This window comes from Shewanella sp. WXL01 (assembly GCF_012263345.1).
In the GTDB taxonomy this organism is placed as follows: Bacteria; Pseudomonadota; Gammaproteobacteria; order Enterobacterales; family Shewanellaceae; genus Shewanella; species Shewanella maritima.
Map to the genome: position 1 here is coordinate 1,034,208 of NZ_JAAIKQ010000001.1, position 19,556 is coordinate 1,053,763.

The 19,556-nt window shown below is 44.1% G+C and carries 20 protein-coding genes; 14 read left to right on the forward strand and 6 right to left on the reverse strand.

Annotation, left to right across the window (positions count from 1 at the left end):
• Positions 1-9 precede the first annotated feature (9 nt).
• From G3R49_RS04440 to G3R49_RS04470, 7 genes are all read left to right on the forward strand, one after another.
• Positions 10-900 (forward strand): SDR family NAD(P)-dependent oxidoreductase, encoded by an 891-nt coding sequence (locus tag G3R49_RS04440; protein WP_167868913.1) that lies wholly within the window; start codon positions 10-12, stop codon positions 898-900.
• Between the two features lie 83 nt (positions 901-983).
• Positions 984-2,252, forward strand: a complete 1,269-nt coding sequence (locus G3R49_RS04445; RefSeq protein WP_167868741.1) for an NAD(P)/FAD-dependent oxidoreductase — start codon at positions 984-986, stop codon at positions 2,250-2,252.
• Positions 2,252-3,160 carry a DUF1365 domain-containing protein gene (locus G3R49_RS04450; RefSeq protein WP_167868742.1) on the forward strand — a complete coding sequence of 303 codons (909 nt, stop codon included), beginning with the start codon at positions 2,252-2,254 and terminating at the stop codon, positions 3,158-3,160. Before G3R49_RS04445 ends, G3R49_RS04450 begins: the two co-directional genes overlap by 1 nt.
• Positions 3,161-3,294: 134 nt before the next feature.
• Complete coding sequence (locus tag G3R49_RS04455; protein ID WP_167868743.1) at positions 3,295-4,554, forward strand: cyclopropane-fatty-acyl-phospholipid synthase family protein; 1,260 nt, start codon at positions 3,295-3,297, stop codon at positions 4,552-4,554.
• 54 nt (positions 4,555-4,608) lie between these two features.
• Positions 4,609-5,130 carry a DUF2878 domain-containing protein gene (locus G3R49_RS04460; protein ID WP_167868744.1) on the forward strand — a complete coding sequence of 174 codons (522 nt, stop codon included), beginning with the start codon at positions 4,609-4,611 and terminating at the stop codon, positions 5,128-5,130.
• Positions 5,108-5,899: a chalcone isomerase family protein gene (locus G3R49_RS04465; protein WP_167868745.1), complete on the forward strand. Its 792-nt coding sequence runs from the start codon at positions 5,108-5,110 to the stop codon at positions 5,897-5,899. Before G3R49_RS04460 ends, G3R49_RS04465 begins: the two co-directional genes overlap by 23 nt.
• The gene (locus G3R49_RS04470) at positions 5,892-6,431 is read left to right on the forward strand and encodes a DUF3833 domain-containing protein (protein ID WP_167868746.1); all 540 of its coding nucleotides are present in this window, start codon (positions 5,892-5,894) and stop codon (positions 6,429-6,431) included. Before G3R49_RS04465 ends, G3R49_RS04470 begins: the two co-directional genes overlap by 8 nt.
• Before the next feature lie 39 nt (positions 6,432-6,470).
• Here G3R49_RS04470 and G3R49_RS04475 read toward each other — a convergent pair whose 3' ends face one another.
• Positions 6,471-6,815 (reverse strand): DUF3634 family protein, encoded by a 345-nt coding sequence (locus tag G3R49_RS04475; protein WP_167868747.1) that lies wholly within the window; start codon positions 6,813-6,815, stop codon positions 6,471-6,473.
• A gap of 303 nt (positions 6,816-7,118) precedes the next feature.
• Between G3R49_RS04475 and G3R49_RS04480 the strand changes: the two genes are divergently transcribed.
• The 3 genes from G3R49_RS04480 to G3R49_RS04490 all read left to right on the forward strand — a co-directional run bounded on the left by G3R49_RS04480 (position 7,119) and on the right by G3R49_RS04490 (position 9,809).
• Positions 7,119-7,310 carry a hypothetical protein gene (locus G3R49_RS04480; RefSeq protein ID WP_167868748.1) on the forward strand — a complete coding sequence of 64 codons (192 nt, stop codon included), beginning with the start codon at positions 7,119-7,121 and terminating at the stop codon, positions 7,308-7,310.
• Positions 7,311-7,543: 233 nt separating this feature from the next.
• The gene (locus tag G3R49_RS04485; RefSeq protein WP_245335234.1) at positions 7,544-8,998 is read left to right on the forward strand and encodes an NAD-dependent succinate-semialdehyde dehydrogenase; all 1,455 of its coding nucleotides are present in this window, start codon (positions 7,544-7,546) and stop codon (positions 8,996-8,998) included.
• A 79-nt stretch (positions 8,999-9,077) separates the two neighbouring features.
• Positions 9,078-9,809 carry a DUF599 domain-containing protein gene (locus G3R49_RS04490; protein ID WP_130598076.1) on the forward strand — a complete coding sequence of 244 codons (732 nt, stop codon included), beginning with the start codon at positions 9,078-9,080 and terminating at the stop codon, positions 9,807-9,809.
• Between the two features lie 255 nt (positions 9,810-10,064).
• Here G3R49_RS04490 and G3R49_RS04495 read toward each other — a convergent pair whose 3' ends face one another.
• The 5 genes from G3R49_RS04495 to G3R49_RS04515 form a co-directional block, all read right to left on the reverse strand.
• The gene (locus tag G3R49_RS04495) at positions 10,065-10,535 is read right to left on the reverse strand and encodes an FKBP-type peptidyl-prolyl cis-trans isomerase (protein ID WP_130598075.1); all 471 of its coding nucleotides are present in this window, start codon (positions 10,533-10,535) and stop codon (positions 10,065-10,067) included.
• A gap of 327 nt (positions 10,536-10,862) precedes the next feature.
• On the reverse strand, positions 10,863-11,237 hold the full coding sequence (locus G3R49_RS04500; RefSeq protein ID WP_130598074.1) for a DUF1294 domain-containing protein: 375 nt from the start codon (positions 11,235-11,237) through the stop codon (positions 10,863-10,865).
• A 154-nt stretch (positions 11,238-11,391) separates the two neighbouring features.
• The gene (locus G3R49_RS04505) at positions 11,392-12,093 is read right to left on the reverse strand and encodes a YceI family protein (protein ID WP_348633906.1); all 702 of its coding nucleotides are present in this window, start codon (positions 12,091-12,093) and stop codon (positions 11,392-11,394) included.
• 34 nt (positions 12,094-12,127) lie between these two features.
• A complete protein-coding gene (locus G3R49_RS04510; protein ID WP_167868750.1) occupies positions 12,128-13,387 on the reverse strand; it encodes a DUF418 domain-containing protein in 1,260 nt (419 codons plus the stop codon).
• 154 nt (positions 13,388-13,541) lie between these two features.
• On the reverse strand, positions 13,542-14,015 hold the full coding sequence (locus G3R49_RS04515; protein ID WP_167868751.1) for a hotdog fold domain-containing protein: 474 nt from the start codon (positions 14,013-14,015) through the stop codon (positions 13,542-13,544).
• 221 nt (positions 14,016-14,236) lie between these two features.
• Between G3R49_RS04515 and G3R49_RS04520 the strand changes: the two genes are divergently transcribed.
• The 4 genes from G3R49_RS04520 to G3R49_RS04535 all read left to right on the forward strand — a co-directional run bounded on the left by G3R49_RS04520 (position 14,237) and on the right by G3R49_RS04535 (position 19,544).
• The gene (locus tag G3R49_RS04520) at positions 14,237-15,166 is read left to right on the forward strand and encodes a DUF368 domain-containing protein (RefSeq protein ID WP_130598071.1); all 930 of its coding nucleotides are present in this window, start codon (positions 14,237-14,239) and stop codon (positions 15,164-15,166) included.
• Positions 15,167-15,380: 214 nt separating this feature from the next.
• Entirely contained in the window at positions 15,381-16,343 is a 963-nt protein-coding gene (locus G3R49_RS04525) for a DUF523 and DUF1722 domain-containing protein (RefSeq protein ID WP_130598070.1), read from the forward strand.
• 53 nt (positions 16,344-16,396) lie between these two features.
• The gene (locus G3R49_RS04530) at positions 16,397-18,043 is read left to right on the forward strand and encodes a deoxyribodipyrimidine photo-lyase (protein WP_167868752.1); all 1,647 of its coding nucleotides are present in this window, start codon (positions 16,397-16,399) and stop codon (positions 18,041-18,043) included.
• A 289-nt stretch (positions 18,044-18,332) separates the two neighbouring features.
• Complete coding sequence (locus G3R49_RS04535) at positions 18,333-19,544, forward strand: NnrS family protein (protein WP_167868753.1); 1,212 nt, start codon at positions 18,333-18,335, stop codon at positions 19,542-19,544.
• Positions 19,545-19,556: the final 12 nt, after the last annotated feature.

Below are 19,556 nucleotides of genomic sequence, written 5' to 3' on the forward strand. Positions count from 1 at the left end.
CAAAATACAATGCCTTGTGTCCTTATTACCGGGGCCAGTTCGGGCATTGGCTACAGTCTAGCAAAACATTATTTTGATCAGGGTTGGCAGGTCATTGCTTGCGGGCGCAACAGCGCTAAGTTAGCGTTGCTGGAGGAATCATGTTTGGCGGCTAGTTGTGCAATCTCGTTCGACAACAACTCATCGACCGGTTGTGTTCAAGGCAAGATTCATCAGCTTAGTTTTGATATTACCAACAAGCAGCAGGTGTTATCTGCCGGTGAGCAACTAAAGCAGCTCATTGCCGATGAAAACCTAAGCCTCACTCAAGTTGTGCTTAATGCGGGAAGTTGCGAGTACATAGATGATGTGTCGCGTTTTGACAGTGACCTGTTTGCTAGGGTCATCAATACTAATGTTGTTGCAACAGGTTTTTGCTTAGAGGCTTTTTTGCCGCTGTTAGTCGAGGATGGGCGCATTGCATTAATGAGTTCGAGCGCAATTTATTTGCCGTTTCCCCGTGCTCAAGCCTATGGCGCATCAAAAGCTGCAGTAACTTATTTGGCAGAAAGCTTGCGCGTAGATCTCCAAGCATCTAAGCGACATGTCAGTGTCATCCATCCAGGGTTTGTTCAAACACCGTTAACTGACAAAAATGATTTTTCGATGCCAATGCGCATCTCTAGTGAGCAAGCAGCAAGTTATATTTATCAAGGCATGAAAGTTGGCCGCAATGATATTCATTTCCCTAGGCGGTTCACCTATATGTTGAAGTTATTAGGTATGTTGCCGACATTTATCAAGCTCAAACTATTAGGGGCTGATGCTAACAACAAAAGCTCTCGTAGCAAGCAAGATTCTGGACCGAAATTAACATCAAATAGCAAATCATCAGCAACTAAACGGGTGAAGCAAGTTTAAGGCAAAGCAGGTAAAACTCGAATAATTTGAATTAGCTACAAGATAAGCTGGACAAACAAAGGCAATCACAAACAGGACGTAAAATGAAAAAAATAGCCGTAGTAGGAAGTGGTATTGCAGGTTTAACTTCAGCCTATTTATTGAGTAAACAGTATGATGTGACTGTGTTTGAAGCCAATGACTATATTGGCGGGCATACGGCAACCGTCGATGTCGAAGTCGATGGCAAAAGTTATGCAATTGATACTGGCTTTATCGTATTTAACGATCGCACTTACCCTCGATTTCAAAAACTCATGGCGCAGATTGGCGTGAGCTCGTTGCCAACTGAAATGAGTTTTAGCGTGCACAATGCGCTGACTGGGCTTGAGTACAATGGCCATAGTCTTTGGAGCATGTTTGCGCAAAAACGCAATTTACTGAACCCTAGATTTTATCGATTTTTACAAGAGATCCTACGCTTTAACCGCATTTGCAAAGAATTGTATGAGCAAGACAATTTTCCTTATGCCTCATTAGGGCAATTCATAGACGAGCAAGGTTTTAGCGAGTATTTTTCTCAGCACTATATTTTGCCAATGGGCGCGGCTATTTGGTCGGCAAGTATTGACGATATGCGGGTATTCTCGCTGCAGTTCTTTATTCGCTTTTTCCATCATCACGGCTTGCTTAATGTCAGCGACAGGCCTCAGTGGTATGTCCTTGAAGGCGGCTCACGCAGCTATATTCCAGGTTTAACCGCGCCATATGCGGACAAGATACACCTTAATACGCCAATCAAGCAGGTGAAGCGCAGCGATGATGGTGTTGAACTTACACTTAATAACGGTGAAGTTAAGCTTTTTGATGATGTGGTACTTGCGTGTCATAGCGATCAAGCGTTAGCCATGCTGAGTGATGCCAGTGATGATGAGAAACGGTTGCTGAGTGATTTGGCTTATCAAAACAACGAGGTAGTGCTGCACACAGACACCGATTTGTTGCCAAAGCGCAAGGCTGCGTGGGCAAGTTGGAACTATCGTTTAGATGGGGCGAGCCAGGCGGAGCTGTTGTCACGACCTGCGAGTGTGACCTATAACATGAATATTCTGCAGCGATTGCCTAAAGGCTCACCGACGTTTTGTGTAACCTTAAACCAAACGCAACTGATTGATGAGTCGAAGATCTTACGTAAGTTTAACTATGCTCATCCAGTATTTAATCAAGCAGCGAGCGATGCTCAGGCTCAGCGCGGACTCATTAATGGTAAAAACAATACCTATTTTGCTGGCGCATATTGGTATAACGGTTTTCATGAAGACGGTGTGCGCAGCGCGGTTGATGTGTGCAATATGCTTGGGGTTGAACTCTAATGGTTAAGAAAACTGACAGTGCGCATAGTGAATTTAACGGCGGCATTTATCGAGGCAGTGTCATGCACAGACGCTTTGCGCCTAGTGTGCATCAGTTTAATTATCCTTTTGCCATGTTAGTAATTGACCTTGATGAGTTAAATAACCTCTCTGAGCTTAGCGCTAGCTTTTCATCATCTGGTTTTGCTCCAATACGTTTTAATTGCAATGACTACCTTAATCAGCTTGATAAGCAGTTTGACGAAGAGCTAGCGATAGTTAAATCGGAAGATAGTGCCAGTGCGCTTAAGTCGCGGGTCATATCAGTGGTTAAGCGTTTAGCTGAGCAGCATAGCACTCAGCTATCCTGCTTTTCACAAGAGCCACAAGCGTCGCAGGGCGTTCAAGCTCCTCAAACTGAGGCTTTTGACCCAGATTGTATTGATAAGGTGTTGTTTGCCGGACAGATGCGCCACTTTGGCTTTTACTTCAGTCCGGTTAATTTTTACTTTTGCTATCAAGATGGGCAAGCGCGAGTGATGTTGGCTGAAGTGAGTAACACGCCTTGGAATGAAAGACATTGTTATTTAGTGGAATTATCGACAACCCAAATGACAGACAAAGACTTTTTAGTCTCGCCATTCATGGGGCTCGATATGCAATATCGCTGGCGAGTATTGCCACCAGAAAATAAGTTTTCTGTCAGTATCAGCAACCTAGATAGTGGTCGTCAGCGTTTGTTTGAAGCCAATATGGCACTCAAACAGCAACCTTTTTCTAAAGCGAATTTACGAAGTTTTGCCTGGCGCTTTCCTTTGATGACATTTGGCATAGTTGCGCGTATTTACTGGCAAGCATTCAAGATCTGGCGCAAGAAGATCCCATTTCTTGGCAAGAGTGCGCTGGTCTCGAAGAATGCCGAGGTCTAAGCGTATTAGGCGCATACTCGAACTTAAGTTATTCGAATTGATACACGTTAAACCAAATCGTCATCGTGTGCGTATAAGCTTCTAACTTAATTATTGGTTTTACATTAGCAAATCATGTTGCAACGGAGTGAAAAATGGAAAATACAGCTAACGGATCTGTACTTACTCAGGCGACGCTTTCTCAAAACGTGGCGAAAAAGCTCATATTAAAAGCGCTATCTGGATTGCAACACGGGTTTCTCACCATTCATGACACCGCAGAGCAGGGAAACGGTGGCTCGCAGAGCTTTGGTGATCCTAAATCAGATATTCATGCCAGTATTCACGTTACCCACCCAAGTTTTTATCGTCAGGTGTTAACTGGTGGGTCAATTGGTGCCGGTGAAGCTTACATCCAAGGCCATTGGACTAGCCCTGATTTAACCAAAGTCGTGCAGGTGTTTGCCAAAAACCTAGCTCTGCTTGATAGCATCGAAGGCAAGTTCTCCTGGTTTAGTCGAGTGGTCAATCGCTTCAAGCACATGTTTAATCGTAACTCTAAGGCGGGTTCAAAACGCAATATCCTTGCGCACTACGATTTAGGTAACGACATGTACCAGCAGTTTCTTGACCCAGAAATGTTGTACTCAAGCGCAATTTATCCGTTTATCGACTCAAGCCTGGCGCAGGCTCAAATCCATAAGTTAGATACCATTTGTAAGCGTCTTGATTTAAAGCCTGGCCAGACCTTACTTGAGATTGGTACCGGTTGGGGCGCGTTAGCCATTTATGCTGCTCAGCACTATGGCGTTGAGGTAACCACAACTACGATATCGGACGCTCAGTATGACTACGCAAAAGCGCGTATTGAAAAGCTGGGTTTACAGGATAAAGTTACCCTGCTTAAGCAAGACTACCGTTTACTCGAGGGTAAATACGACCGACTAGTGTCTATCGAAATGATTGAGGCTGTGGGACATGAATATCTAAGTGGATTCTTTGGCAAGCTTAACTCGTTGCTCAAATCAGACGGACGCATGCTCATACAGGCTATTACCATTGCTGATCAAAGGTATGATAGCTATCGCAGTGGAGTTGACTTTATTCAGACCTATATCTTCCCCGGCGGTTGTTTGCCATCAGTGAGTGAGATGACCAAACACCTCGCGAATAAGACTGATATGGTGGCGTGTTCGATTGATGATATTGGCTATGATTATGCGCGTACATTGGCTGACTGGCATCATAATTTCGACGCCGCGTACGACAAGGTAAAACAACTGGGTTATGGCGATGATTTCGTTCGTATGTGGAAGTTTTATTTTAGTTACTGCGAAGGTGGCTTTTTAGAGCGTACAACCAGTGCAGTGCATCTGGTGGCTAACAAGCCAGATTATCGCATTAGCATTAGTTAGCGTCTCGCAATATCTAGCCCATCAACAGTTTGAAAGGTTATCGTAGGAGGAAATATGACCTCGTTGTATATGATGATTTTTAACCTGGTTAGCTTTCAGGCTATTTGGTGGCTCGGTGTGCTTTGGGGCAATATTTACCTGTGGTTATCTAGCTTGCTGTTGCTTGGACACTTCGTTTTATCAAAACACAAAATGCGTGATTTGCGCGTCATGTGGTTTGTTTCACTAATTGGTATCAGTGTTGATGCTGCGCTCATCTTTTCTGGCTTTTTTATCTTTTCTTCAACCCCTGTGTGGCTGATGGTGCTTTGGGGAATTTTTGCGATAAGCCTACAATATAGTTTGGGCTTCTTGTCTCGCCTCTCTGTTTACCTTCAAGCGATTTTCGGTGGCGTGTTCGGCACAATTAGTTATTTAGCAGGCTACAAGTTTGGCGCGGTTGAGCTTGGTTACTCGATGACCAACAGTGTCATAGCTTTAATTTTGATCTGGTCTATCTTACTGCCCGTATTGATTGCTATTGCCAACATGAGCGCAGTTAATCGAGGCCAAGATGATCAATCTATTACCCAATAAATCGAACCTATTTCCCACTAAATCAAATCTGTCTACACCAGCGCTAGCTGGATTGCTAATGATGTCGAGTCTAGTGAGTAGTGGGCTTGTAGCAAAAAATTTGGCTGCTCAGCCTCTACCCAATAATGTTAGCTTTGAAGAGTTCAAGTTAGTGGGCGAAGGAGAAATGTCATTTATGTGGTTTGATGTTTACCGAGCCAAGTTACTTACTGAAGATGGTAGATATTTTAGTAAGCAGCAGCCGCTGATTTTGGACATTGAGTATTATCGCGATATTGAAGCTGACGACTTAATTGAGGCAACGGTTGATCAATGGCAACACCTCGGTATGGCGCAGTCTTTGATTGATGAGTTTGCTCCCTCACTAAAGCATGCTTGGCCGGATGTTAAACAAGGCGACAGGCTGACATTTAAAGTTAACACCAATGGCGAAGGTGCATTTTGGTACAATGATGAGCATGTCCACACCGTCACAACTCCCTATTTTAGTCAGGCGTTTGTATCGATTTGGTTATCTGAAAACACCAGTGAACCCGGCCTTAGGCAAGCATTGTTAGGCGACAGTTTTGGCTTACCTCTTGAATCTATTGATTCTGAAGCAAGTGTAGATTCGTCGATAACTTATGCTCAAGGAGTATCGAGCGATACTCTAAACGCTGACTCCGCGACAGCGTCAAATACGCCACTAAACTCTTTATCAAATGCCCAACCAAACTCCCATCCTCAAAAAGTCTCACAGCTAAACCCCGTAGGAGCAAATGATGAATAGAGTTAAGGCGTTTGTTTTTGTCTTGTTTACCTTGCTATTGGCATCCTGCGCATCGCCTAGCATTGATGATTATGTCGATACGAATCCCAAACTTGATTTAAAAAAGTTTTTTGAAGGCGAGTTATACGCCGCAGGTGTAGTTGAGGATTATTCAGGCAAAGTTGTGCGAAAGTTCACCGTGTCGATGGAAGGATCATGGCAAGGGAATGAAGGGCTGCTAAAAGAGTGGTTTATCTATGATGATGGTGAAAAACAGACGCGCTTTTGGTATTTGACAGATCTTGGTGATGGTAAATACAAGGGCAGAGCGGATGACATATTAGGTGAAGCACTGGGTCAAGCTAAGGGCAGTGCTTTGCGCTGGCGTTACGATATGATGCTGCCCGTTGATGGCGATACCTATCAGGTTCATTTTGACGATTGGATGTACCTTGTAGACGACAACACCATTATTAACAAAAGCGATATTATTAAGTTTGGTATCATCGTCGCTAAGGTGACTCTAGTCATTTCAAAGGTTAACGGGCGCTAGGTTTAAGGCTCTATATTTAAGACCCCCAGATTTAAGCCCTTAGCCCTTAAGTTTAGAATTATCGACTTGTTTACGATCAAAATATTCAAAAGGAAATACGTTGCGTAGCTGCTGAGCAATATTGTCACCCACATTAGCTGAAATATTCAGCCTTACATCACCTAAGCGGTCAGCGCGAATAGTACACGTGAGCTTGTGTTTTTTAGCGATGACGCGGCTTTCGCGAAGAAACTTTTCTGGAATTTTGCCCTTGTGTTTATCTAAGCGTCCATCTTTATAGTGCATTTCAAATAATGTCAGCCCTTTTTTTCCTGCGAAAATCAGTTTGTAAGCAAGAAAGGCAGCGGCAGCTAAGAAGGTGATTTTTATAATTGTGTCTAACATAGGCATACTCTCCGTGTTCCTTAACGACTCTAACAACATAACCTGCTGACAACAATGGTATCGTTCCACTCATGTTCGAGTGTGTGAGCTAGGTAGATAGGCTTGTCATCTCGTATCACTTTGTAACAGTTTGTACATTTAATAGCACGCGATGAGTTCTATGTTACACTTTTATTACATTAGCGCTTGCTTGATGAGTAATGGTTAAACTAGATGCGTAAGCTAACGATATGATTTAACAGTTAAATAGTCATCAACAACAGTAAGCAATGGAAGGCAATCGATAACTTTAAGGATGATATTATGGCTGTAACTAATGCCGCTCGTTGGAGCGAGATCTGTGAAATTCAAAAATCATTACTGGCAAATTTGGCTGGTAAATTCCCTCAGCGTGATGAGCAGTTAAAAGATTTAATGTCTAATTGGGACAGCTTTAAGTGCCAATTAGAAAGTGACTGCTTTGCTAGAGCATCAAGCGATACTGAAATTAAGTAATCCACAGTAAAAATTAACATCAAGCCTCTATTGTTAGAGGCTTTTTTGTGTCTTGCAGCTTTAAGCTGCGGCGGTGATAGCAAGCAGTTTGCTGTGCTATAGTGCGATTATTGTTAGAAGTTATTTGTGCAGCATAACTAGGTCAATCATCCATGAACTCGCCCACTAATTCATCCAAGAACTCGTCCACTAAGTCACCCAAGAAGTCACTCAAGAACAGAGAAGAAAGTATCTTGAAGTCATTACCAAAGCTTGCGGCGAATCCGCTATTCAAGCAGCAATGCTATATCTCTGGTAAGTGGTGTGATGGGGAAGGAGGTGAAACTGATGCTGTGATTAATCCTGCAACGAGTGAGGTGATTGGTTACTCGCCGAAGATCAGCGAAACTCAATTGAGTCAGGCAATGATATTTTCGCAGCAGGCGCAAACAAGCTGGCAGGCACAAACCGCAAAGCATAGATCAGCATTGTTGCAAAAATGGTATGAGTTAATTGTTGCTAACCAAGAGTCACTTGCGCAGATAATTACCACAGAGCAAGGTAAGCCGTTAGCGGAGGCATTAGCCGAGGTGAATTACGCTGCTAGCTATGTGCAGTGGTATGCTGAGCAAGCGAAACGCGTGTATGGCGAGGTTATTCCAGCCCATCAAGCGCAGCTGCAGCTCACTGTGGTAAAGCAAGCAGTAGGCGTTTGCGCCGCGATAACACCGTGGAATTTCCCTGCGGCTATGATTGCTCGTAAAGCAGCTCCGGCGTTGGCAGCGGGCTGCGCCATAATCGTCAAGCCTGCGCCAGCAACGCCATTTACTGCATTTGCGCTAGCTTCGCTTGCTGAGCAAGCAGGCATTCCGGCAGGATTATTTAATGTGGTGACAGGTGATGCAGTCATGATAGGTGGGCAATTTTGTCAAAACCCAATCATTAAAAAGCTGTCGTTTACAGGCTCCACTGCTGTCGGGCAGCAGCTTATCCGTCAAAGTGCCAGCAACGTGACTAAGCTATCGCTTGAATTAGGTGGAAATGCCCCGTTTATTGTTATGGATGATGCCATTATTGAAGATGCCGTTGATGGCTTGATTCAATCTAAATTCCGTAACAGCGGCCAAACCTGCGTGTGTGCCAATCGTATCTATGTTCATCGTGCTATTTACGCTGAGTTTTGCCAGCAATTTACCAATAAAGTCGCCAAGCTAAATCTTGGTAATGGCTTTGATAATGACGTTCATTTAGGGCCTTTGATTAATCAGGCTGCGGTGGAAAAAGTTCAGCAACATGTTGATGATGCGATTGCCAATGGCGCAACACTGGTATGTGGTGGCAAGGCGACAAAAAGGTTGTTTTATCCCGCAACAATAATAACTAACGCCAGTCACGGTATGCGCTTTGCAAAGGAAGAGACCTTTGGCCCTGTTGCAGCAATTATTGCGTTTGATGATATCGAACAGGTGATTAACTATGCCAATGACACCCCATTTGGGTTAGCGGCTTACGTCTATAGTCAGAATGTATCCCACATTCACCGTTTCGGCGCAGAGTTAGCCTATGGCATGGTTGGGATCAATACTGGGCTTATCTCTACCGAAGTTGCACCATTTGGTGGCATTAAAGCTTCAGGTTATGGGCGGGAAGGTGGCAAAGAGGGCATCGAAGAGTATCTAGTGCAAAAGTATCTGTGTCAGGGGCGTTGAATCCCCATTTAGCTTGCTTGTTTAACCAACACTTTATATTAGGCATAATAATGGCTTGTGCGCCTCGGAACCGTCATTTATGAGCTTCTCTTTAATCGATACCATCGCTTTTTTGTGTTTTGCCACCTGTTGGATTGGCTACACTAACTTTTCTCGCTTAAAGGCTAAAAACACCGACTGTATTTCTCGATGTTTACACCAACACCGTATTCACTGGATGAATTCGTTACTCAGCCGTGATGTGAGAGTGGGGGAAGCGGCGTTAATGGCAAACATCGAGCGCAACATTGCCTTTTTTGCTTCGTCGACCTTGCTGGTGCTTGCCGGTGTATTAACCCTATTTGCTCAAGTTGATAAACTTGAAGAAGTGATTAATTCCATTCCGTATGCTTCTGCGCCTAACCATGCGCTAGTGCAAGTTAAGCTAGGGGTGCTGGTGGGTATTTTTGTGCTCGCCTTTTTTCATTTCACTTGGGCGATGCGCCAATATGGTTTTTTAAATGTGATGATAGGTGCGGCGCCATATGACAGTACTGGGCGTGATAAGGCATTATTCGCCTATGCCAGACAAATGGCAACGGTTGGCGATCAAGCAGCTCATGCCTATAACTATGGCCTTCGTTGTTATTACTTTGCCATGGCTAGCCTATGTTGGTTTTGGAACCCACATGCGCTGATTATTGCTAGTTTACTCGTTGTTTATACCCTTTACCGCCGCGAGTTTCATTCACGTGCGGTAAAAGCATTTATAGCGGCGCAAAATGAGTTGGAGATTAATGCTAAAACAAGGGGCATTGATTATATTAAGTAGCGGCGCAAACACTCAGTTTAATACAACAAAGCCTACAAATTTGTAGGCTTTGTTGTTTATAGCGTGAGCTTTAGAATAGGTGCATGAACTTGTTATACCAATTGGGATAAATAAGTGATCAGAGATTACACAGGAAAAATCGCTTAGAACAAGGCGGAAATTGCAGCTAGCTAGTTGTTCTACCTACAAAATTTCTAACGAAGTTATAAGCGGTTTTAATCAGTAAGAATGATCAAAAACTTGTGTCAATTGGTATTAGTTAATAGCAAATAGCTCAACATCAAAAATCAGTACAGAGCCGCCTTCAATTTTACCTGCAGCGCGGTTGCCGTAGGCTAATTGGCTTGGAATATAAAAACGGAACTTATCGCCAACTGTCATCAGCTGTACGCCTTCAGTCCAGCCTTTAATCACCTGATTTAGTGGGAAGGCAATGGTTTCACCGCGATCAACTGAGCTGTCAAACACTGTGCCGTCGATAAGTGTGCCGTGGTAGTGCACTGTCACCTTGTCAGTCGCTTTTGGATGTTCAGTACCTTCACCTTTAACCAATACTTCATATTGCAGGCCAGATAGGGTTTCTACAACGCTTTCACGTTTGGCGTTTTCGGCTAAAAAGACTTTACCTTTTTCGATATTCTCTGCAGCTTTTTTTGAGTTGTTTGATTGAGTGAAGAAGTAAAAAATTACCCCTGCGATGCAAAATACCGCTAGTAACATTTTCATAGTTTTATCTTTAACCTTTAGGTGTGAATACTGAACGCCGATAAATTTTATAAGTTCGTCAGCTAGTTTGATTAACAGGGTGAGTGTATCGTATCTATTGATATCAGACGATAGTAAATCTAGATGTCGATAAGGTTGGTGTCAGTCTTTTATTTGGACAAATGAGCTTTGATCGCGCAAGACGCCGTGAAATCATCCATGATGGCTCCGCTTTAGCATCCCTGCTAAAGAGGCTTGCTTTCTCAAAGCCCATTTATCCCCTAAGTAGGTTGCTGTTTATTTTAATGCTCTCGTTTTGTTAAATAATCGCGTTTGTTAAATCGATCGTCAATTTGTCCATTTACTGATGTAGGGGATGTTCAGAGATTGCGACTGAAACAGGAAGTACCCCAAGCTGGCGATAATGCAGGTTTGCAATACCGCGATTAGATAGAAGTTACGCTTGAAAGGCTGTTTTTGAGTCTTGTGTCGTAAGCTCTGCTGAGCGAAATAGGCCGCTGGCCAGCTAGCAAAGGCACCACTAACTAGCAGCATTTTTTCAGATACTCGTTGCCAGCCTTTAATGGCGCAAAGCTTATCTATGGCGTATAGGCAAAAACTCCACAGGCAAATGCCTAACCATAGCCATAAGGCATCAACATTCAGCGAGTAGATAACAGCGGCAAACAGCGGGGCACAAATAAGTGCAATAAGCTTTATCAATTTAGTGAGTCTCGGTTTGTTACTGAGGGGGACAAGGTCGCTATTGTAGCGGTTTTCGTTTCGCCTTTTGGATTACTCATTCACATTTATACAAAGTTCGCTTTTTACTTCACTAGCCTTTTTACTTCACGAGCCTTTTTACTTCACGAGCACTTTATTTGACGAACTCGGCATAAATCTCCAACGTCACTTCATCGCCAATAAGCGGTACATAGCTGCCCATATCAAAATCAGAGCGTTTAATGGTGCCGCTCGCGCTAAAGCCTAGGGTGTATTTGCCTGTCATCCAATTATCTGCGCCGCCATGAAAGGTCGCCGCAAAGCTTACTGCCTTAGTTACGCCGTGCAAGGTGAGCTCGCCATTGAAATTAAATTGGTTGTCGCTAATTGGGGTTACAGATGTAGAGGTAAAGACAGCTTGCGGATATCGCTGCTCATCAAACCAACTGTCGCCCATTAAGGTGTCAGATAGTTCAGCGTTATTAATGTCTAACGATTTTATCGTCACGCTTGCCTGCATTTTGGCCTGGGTCATATTATTTGGATCAAAACTTAGGCTGGCATCAAAGTCATTAAAGCGCCCAACATAGGCCGATAGCCCAAGGTGGCCGATTTTAAATAAGAGCGCGGCATGGTTTTTATCAAGCTGATATTCGCCTTGCTCAAGTTCAACAAGCTCTGATTCAACCTTGGGAGTCACCCAGCTGACGCAACTACTAAGCAAAGCAATAACTAAGCTAGTCGATAACACTGTACTCGCGCGTGAGGTTACTAGCTTAATGCTGGCTTTCAGCGTTGAGCGGATAGATTCTATAACTTGGTATAAATCGTTGCTTATAGTCTTGAGAGGTTTCACTGACGACTCCTTTACATTCAGTTTATTTTTAATGCTATTGCAGTTTTGGTTTGGCAAGCAAACGTAATAGCTTTTCTAATGGCCCTTGCTTAAATACTCTTACGTACACATTGGCGATCACTAGTTGAGCCGCCGCGACGCCCAGCGCCAATAGGAAATAATCGATAAGATTAAACTCGCTCTGCCACTGCGGGAAGATAAACCTAAGTAAACTCACACCAATAATTGATTGCAGTATGTACAGGCTTAGTGACAACTTGCCGACATTTTGCAGCCACTGCAGTTTTAATGGGTTGTTTTGGCACAGTTTAACAATAATATGCAGGTAAATAGCCGCCATTGGTATCGCACTGATCGTCATAATAGCGGCAGACGCTTGGACAAGTGTTGCATTGCCGCTATAGCGTAATCCACAGTCTAAAGCGCTTAACAGCAAGCTTGCAGCAGCGAATTTTATTAGCTGCGTTTGGCTAAAGCCTTGCTCAAAATAGCCTTGTTTCCACAGCGCCATGCCAAGCACCATTAGCCCAGAGCAGAACCACAAGGTTGATATCGGCAGCATGAAAATCATCAAAAATGTCAGCCCAACCTGATGTACTAGCTGGTAGACGTAACTGCCGGTCCAAATTGCAAGCTCTTGATTAAACAGCTCACTACCACGATGCCATTCTTCATCAAGTGGGATAAGTGTCATGAGCAAAAAGACGACAAAACCAATGGCGATAAACTTTTTCGCCTTGGTGTATAACTCATCGACACTCAACTGGGTGTAGCGATAAATCAATAAGCCGCATACACCATAAGTCAGTAAAATATCGCCCGGAAACAATAAGCAGCCATGGGCAAAGCCAAATAAAATTAACCATTTAAGGCGCTGTTTTATTGGCGTCGCTGCTAGTGGAGTTAGCTCATTGTGTTGCGTGACTTTCTGCACTTGTAGTAGCAGAGCCACCCCAAACAACATAGAAAACAAGCTGATAAAGCGCCCTTCTAAAAAGATGCTGGTAAACACACCTACTGCTATGTCACTGGCAATTTCGGGCGAGTGGGGCGCGTAACCCATCAGTGAGTTACTCATCATCAGGATATTGAGAAAGAAGATGCCAAGTAGAGCTAGGCCGCGAATTGCATCAAGGTTAGCGAAGCGTGTGCGAGTTGTTGCTGCACTAGTTTCATAGCTTGAGTCAGCTTTTGGCTTGGTTTGTATGCTTGCTTGCAGATCGGCTTCAGTGCCTATTCCAGTGCTTTGGCTATGCAGCGCTTGAGGTAAGGGAGTTGAGTGGTTAGTGGTCATGACGAGTTCCATTCGACAAAATTGGGCTGTTGCTAGTTGTTCGAGTTTAAAGCGGCTTAACGCCCGAGTCTATAACAAAAAAATAAGGCAACTCAAACGGTTGCCTTAACTGTTTAATCATCAGTGATAGCTGACGATTGGTTTGTGTATTGATTTACTTAACCGGCTTTTCGGTGATCCACAGCTTAATTTTGCCATCAACGACTACCACACCTTCAGTGTCATAAGCTTTTACATCAACATACAGGTCGCCCACTTGCCATTGGTCAGGATGAACCTGCGCTACACACAAAATATCGCTGCCCGCTTTAGCTGTATATTCTACATTCATGCCTTTTGGTATCCAGCGCAGGTGCTTAGGAATAGACGCCTCAGCCATGGTGCCCATTGCCATTTCTAAACCATTACAAATCGCAATGACATGTACTGTGCCTATGTGATTTTGCACACCTTTACGTTTTTTAATCAGCACTTCACAACGGTTAGCTGTGAGTGACTGAACATAAGGTTTAACCGTGCCAAAGTAAGGCGCCATGCGTGACACCATTTTTGAGAAGATATGATTGCCGAAAGGATAACTGGTCACTTTTTTGTAAAGTGCCATCACTTTATTGGTTTTTGTTGTCATAGCGGTATTGTCCTTAAACCGGATAGAGCGGAACTCGCGCCGAGTTTCTGTGTCTGTAGAGTGGGTTTCTATATTATCTTTCTTCATCTGGTCGGATGAGGTTAACACTGTTATTAACACTTTTGAAACGATAATTATTCAAAGATTGCAGTATCATGGGGTTAATACGGCTATAGAAGCTGGTTATAATCCATCATTATCTATATAAATAAGGGTTTGTTTTGAATTACTTGCTTAACTATCTAAAAGGCATGGCAATGGGCGCCGCCGACGTAGTACCAGGGGTTTCGGGTGGTACTATCGCTTTTATTACAGGGATTCTTGACCCTTTGTTAGACGCAATTCGCAAAATTAACCCGTCATTATTCGGCATTATTAAGCAGCAAGGTATTAAAGCGGCATTTTTACATATTAATGGCCCGTTTTTGGTTTGCGTGTTTGGCGGTATTCTCACCAGTATTTTCACCTTGGCGAAGATTATTTCCTGGCTGCTGGCGAACCAACCCATCCCGGTGTGGTCATTCTTTTTCGGCTTAATTCTGTTTTCGGTTATCCATATGGTCAAACAGGTAAAAGGCTTTAACGCTGCGCGTATCGCCTTGTTTATTGCCGGTGTGGCATTTGCTTGGTTTATCACGGTGCTGAATCCTATCGAGTTGGAAGCTAACTATTTAACCTTCTTCATTGGTGGTGCAATTGCCATTTGTGCGATGATCCTGCCGGGTATTTCTGGCAGCTTTATTTTGCTACTGCTTGGTTTGTATCCTGCAGTACTTGCGGCAGCTAAAGGCTTTGATGTGGTATCTCTTGGCTGTTTTGCTGCGGGTTGTGGTATTGGTCTGCTTAGCTTTAGTCATGTGCTATCAGCATTGCTGCGCAAATTCCATGATGAAACCTTAATGTTCTTGACCGGTTTAATGCTTGGCACTCTCGGCAAAATTTGGCCATGGAAAGAAGTGCTAACCTGGCGCACCAATTCAAAAGGTGAGCAGGTGCCGCTAACCGAAGCTAACCTATCACCAATGCAGTTTGAGGTGGTCAGTGGTGAGTCGGCACAAATTGGTATCGCGATTGTGTGCTGCTTGGTGGGAATCGGCCTTGTATGGGGGCTGGAAATTTTTGCCAAGGTATCTAAAAAGCATGCCGCATAGAATCTAAATGTTACAAAGCCAAAAAGCAGAGTCTAGACTCTGCTTTTTTTATGCCAATTTTAGTGTAATTATTTTTTAGTTTTATCCTTGAAATTAAACCTTTTTTGTCTGTTAAGCGTATACTTTAAAAACGATTTTAATGCTTGTCATGAAGGTGAGCTTCAGTTTTTAGCAAGCCAAGGAACCCAACTTAGATTGGTCAGGTGAGGTGATTATGGAACAAGTTTCTGAGCAAGGTGTACACAAGATTAATATTGGTATTAGTAGCTGCTTGCTGGGCGAAAAGGTTCGCTTTGATGGCGGGCATAAGCAGTCGCTATACTGCAAGAAAGAAATCGCTCCATTTTTTGATTACGTGCCAGTATGCCCTGAAATGGCGATCGGTATGGGCGCGCCCCGCAAAAGTATTCGTCAAGTGCGAGATGGCGACAAACTATATGTGCGCAGCGCAGACGGTAGCTTGGACGTTACCGAGCAGCTTGAAGCTTTTAGCGATAAAAAAATTCCCAGTCTTGCGCACCTTGATGGCTATATCGTTTGTGCCAAATCGCCCACTTGTGGGATGGAGCGCGTAACCGAATATAAAATCGATACCAACAACGGCAGCAAAGATGGTGTTGGTGTATTCACTAAAAAGTTAATGGCTACCTATCCGCACCTGCCTGTTGAAGAATCAGGGCGTTTGCATGATCTGGTACTGAGAGAGAACTTTTTCACCCGCGTTTATGCACACAATGATTGGCAGCAAATGCGCCGCTCAGGTTTAACCAAGCACAAGCTAATTAAGTTTCACTCTCGCTATAAGTATTTGCTGATGGCGCATAGCCCAGTTTGGTATCGTGAGTTAGGGCCTCTGCTTGCAGATATTCAAGACCTTGACGCTACGGCTGATGCTTATTTTGATGGCTTTATGACCGCGCTAAAAATTCGCGCCACTAGAAAAAATCACACTAGCACTTTGCAACACATTCAAGGCTATTTTAAAAAGCAGCTTTCTCCAGTTCAAAAGCAAGAGCTGACCCAAAGCATTATGAAGTATCGCGAAGGACTTGTGCCCCTGCTGGTGCCAATTACACTAATTAACCATTATTTGGCTCAGTTTCCAACGCCTTACATTGAAGATCAGGTGTATTTAAACCCACACCCTGAAGAGATGCGTTTACGTTACGCCTACTAGCGTTAACCACAGTTTTCAATAACAGTACTGTCACCAACTTTTATTAGCTAACTATGAACTCATTGATCTGGTTCCGTCAGGATCTACGCCTGGCGGACAATAAGGCTTTTTATCAAGCCTGCAGCGACATTCGCTCGCGCAACACTGCTACTGTCGTAGATGCGAAAACAGCCACTGTCACTGAAGCAAATGCGGCCTCAACAGCCCAATTGCGTGCGACCTATATTGTTACGCCTAAACAGTGGCTTGCCCATGATGTTGGCGCTATGCAAATCGACTTTATTGAGCGTCATGTCAATTTGCTGGGCGAGAACCTTGCCAAGCTGGGCATTGAGCTAGATGTGCTCACCTGTGATGATTTTGATGGCGTTGATGAGCTGTTATTAGCTTATGTTGCACAGCATGACATTAAGGCTATTTACGCATCGAGTGAACTGGAACACAACGAGCGCCAGCGTGATGCTCGGCTACATGCGCTGCTTGAAAGTAAAAGCATTAGCTTAAACCTATTTGAGCAGCACTGCGCCATTACACCTGGTAGTGTCGCCAACCTAAGCGGTGACATGTATAAGGTGTTTACGCCGTTTAGTAAGCAGTGGCGAGCCAAAGCTATGTCTGAGTCTTTTACTCCTCTGCCTGTGCCCGAAGTTATACATGGATGTGAGCAGGGGAGCCAAGTTGCATATGAGCCTGTTAGGTTTGAGCTTGGTGATAGTTATATCGAGCGCGTGTCAAGTGAACAGTGGAGTGCGGGCGAGGAGGCTGCGAGTGAGCGCTTAAATCAGTTCATTGAAGGACATATTAGTCAGTATTCAGCTAAGCGAGATATCCCTGCCATTGATGGTACTAGTAGTTTATCGCCCTATTTGGCTTTGGGGGTATTGAGTCCTCGCCAGTGTATTGCCGCTGTATTGTTCTATTATCCTGATGCTTTAGTCAATGAAACCAGTGTGTGTAAAACATGGATTAACGAGCTTATTTGGCGAGAGTTTTACCGCCACTTACTTGCGGCGTTTCCACGCTTAAGTAAAAACGCTAATTTCAATGTTCTTGGTGATGGAATTGAATGGCGCAATGACGCTGATGAATTTGCAGCTTGGTGTGAGGGGCGCACAGGTTACCCGATAGTAGATGCCGCCATGCGACAACTCAATCAAACTGGTTGGATGCATAACCGATTGCGGATGATTGTTGCTAGCTTTTTAACCAAACACTTGCTGGTGGACTGGCGTTGGGGCGAGAGATATTTCAGACAAAAGCTGATTGATGGTGACCTTGCTGCCAATAATGGTGGCTGGCAATGGTCGGCAGGCACGGGTTGTGATGCTCAGCCGTATTTTCGAGTATTCAACCCGTATTTGCAAAGTGAGAAGTTTGACCCGCAAGCTATATTTATCAAACGCTTTGTGCCTGAGCTAAATAACGTCGCTCCTAAGCTTTTGCACAAACCTCCAAGCGGTGGGGGCTATCTCGGTAATACGCACTCCAAAAGTGAGAGTCAGGCTAAGTACAATGAACCAAGAGTGATAGATATGTTCGCCGATGTTAATGTTAGTGCTAGTGCTAATATGAGTGACACTAGTGGCGTTAATGCTAGTGGTGAACAAGCGCAGGCCGTCTGTTATCCATCGCCGATTGTAGAGCATAGCTTTGCTCGTACCCGCGCGATTGAAGTGCTAGCCGCATTGAAGAAGTCTTAGGTTTGGGTTAACTCATTTTTCTAGTTAATCCAATTTTCGGCTAACTCATCTGACGAATAGTCTAAGCTGAGACTTTGAGGCTTACTTCATATTTTCTCCATGCATTTTAAGTTCACAATGCATTTTGGGTTCTCGGTACATTTATGCTCGCCACATTAACCACTTAGCGCTTTTTAGTTTATGCTGAATATTGACCTCAGTCGCAAAAATATTAAACATGTATATTAAATGCATGTTTAGGTGTTATAGTAGCGGGGTCAATTTCTTATAGCTGTGAAAGAGTTTACCTATGCTCAATATCGACGACCCTAAGCAGGTAGAAACCACTCCCGCAATTTTCAGACTTGGCTTTAGGCCATTCTTCCTTGGCGGCGCTGCACTTGCCATGTTGTACATTCCGCTGTGGCTGATGGGATGGTATACCCCTAAATACAGCTTGTTTAACGGTGAGTTTTGGGCAAATGTGCTGCCGCTTTGGTGGCATCCTCACGAAATGCTATTTGGTTTTACCCTAGCGATAGTGTGTGGCTTTTTGCTTACCGCAGTGCAAACTTGGACCAATCAACCCTCAGTAAAAGGTAAGTCGCTAGCACTTATCTTTGCCTGCTGGCTCGCAGCCCGTTTATTGCTGCTGTTGCCGTTTAATATTCCCCTAATATTGCCAGCTATATTTGATAGTGCATTTTTATTAATTAGTGCAGGTGTGCTGTGGCGCTGTATTTACAGGGTTAAACAGTGGCGCAATATTGGTTTTCCTATCCTATTAACGGTTGCCGCGCTCGTTAACTTACTCAGTTACTACGCTTTATATAGTCGTGATTTCTCGCTCTCTACGCAGATTTGGCAGGCGATGATTTGGTGGGTTGCTGTAGTGATAACCATTGTGGGCGGCAGGGTTATCCCGTTTTTTACCGCGATGCGCATGAAAGCCGACAAGCCTGAGCCAATTGTAGGGTTAGATTGGTGCATAATCTTGCTGATGATCACGCTATTTGTACAAGCTTTGACGCATATGTTGCCAAAAGGTGTCGAGCAGGTCATTCTTGCCGCCGCCGGATTATTGCAGTTAGTGCGCTTTAGTCGTTGGCAAGGCCACAAAACCTTAAAAGAACCTATGTTGTGGTCATTACATGTTTCATACCTTGCACTGCCAGTCACCTTGCTCGCCATGGCATGGCATGTCAACAATGAGTTTGCTTATCGCACCTTGCTGCACTTATTTGCCGTAGGTGGGTTAGCGTCATTATGCTTGTCGATGATATCGCGGGTATCACTAGGGCATACCAGTCGTAATATTTATCAAGGGCCAAATATGGTGTTGGCCTTTGTGTGTTTGCCTATTGCTGGTCTGCTAAGAGCTGTGATGCCGCTGTGGATGCCAGAGCACACTCAAATGTGGCTATGGTTAGCTGGCGCTTGTTGGTCTTTGGGTTTTGGTATGTTTGTTTGGTTTTATGCTCCCATATTATCTCGACCACGAGTTGATGGTCGCCCAGGGTAAGAATCTAAATTG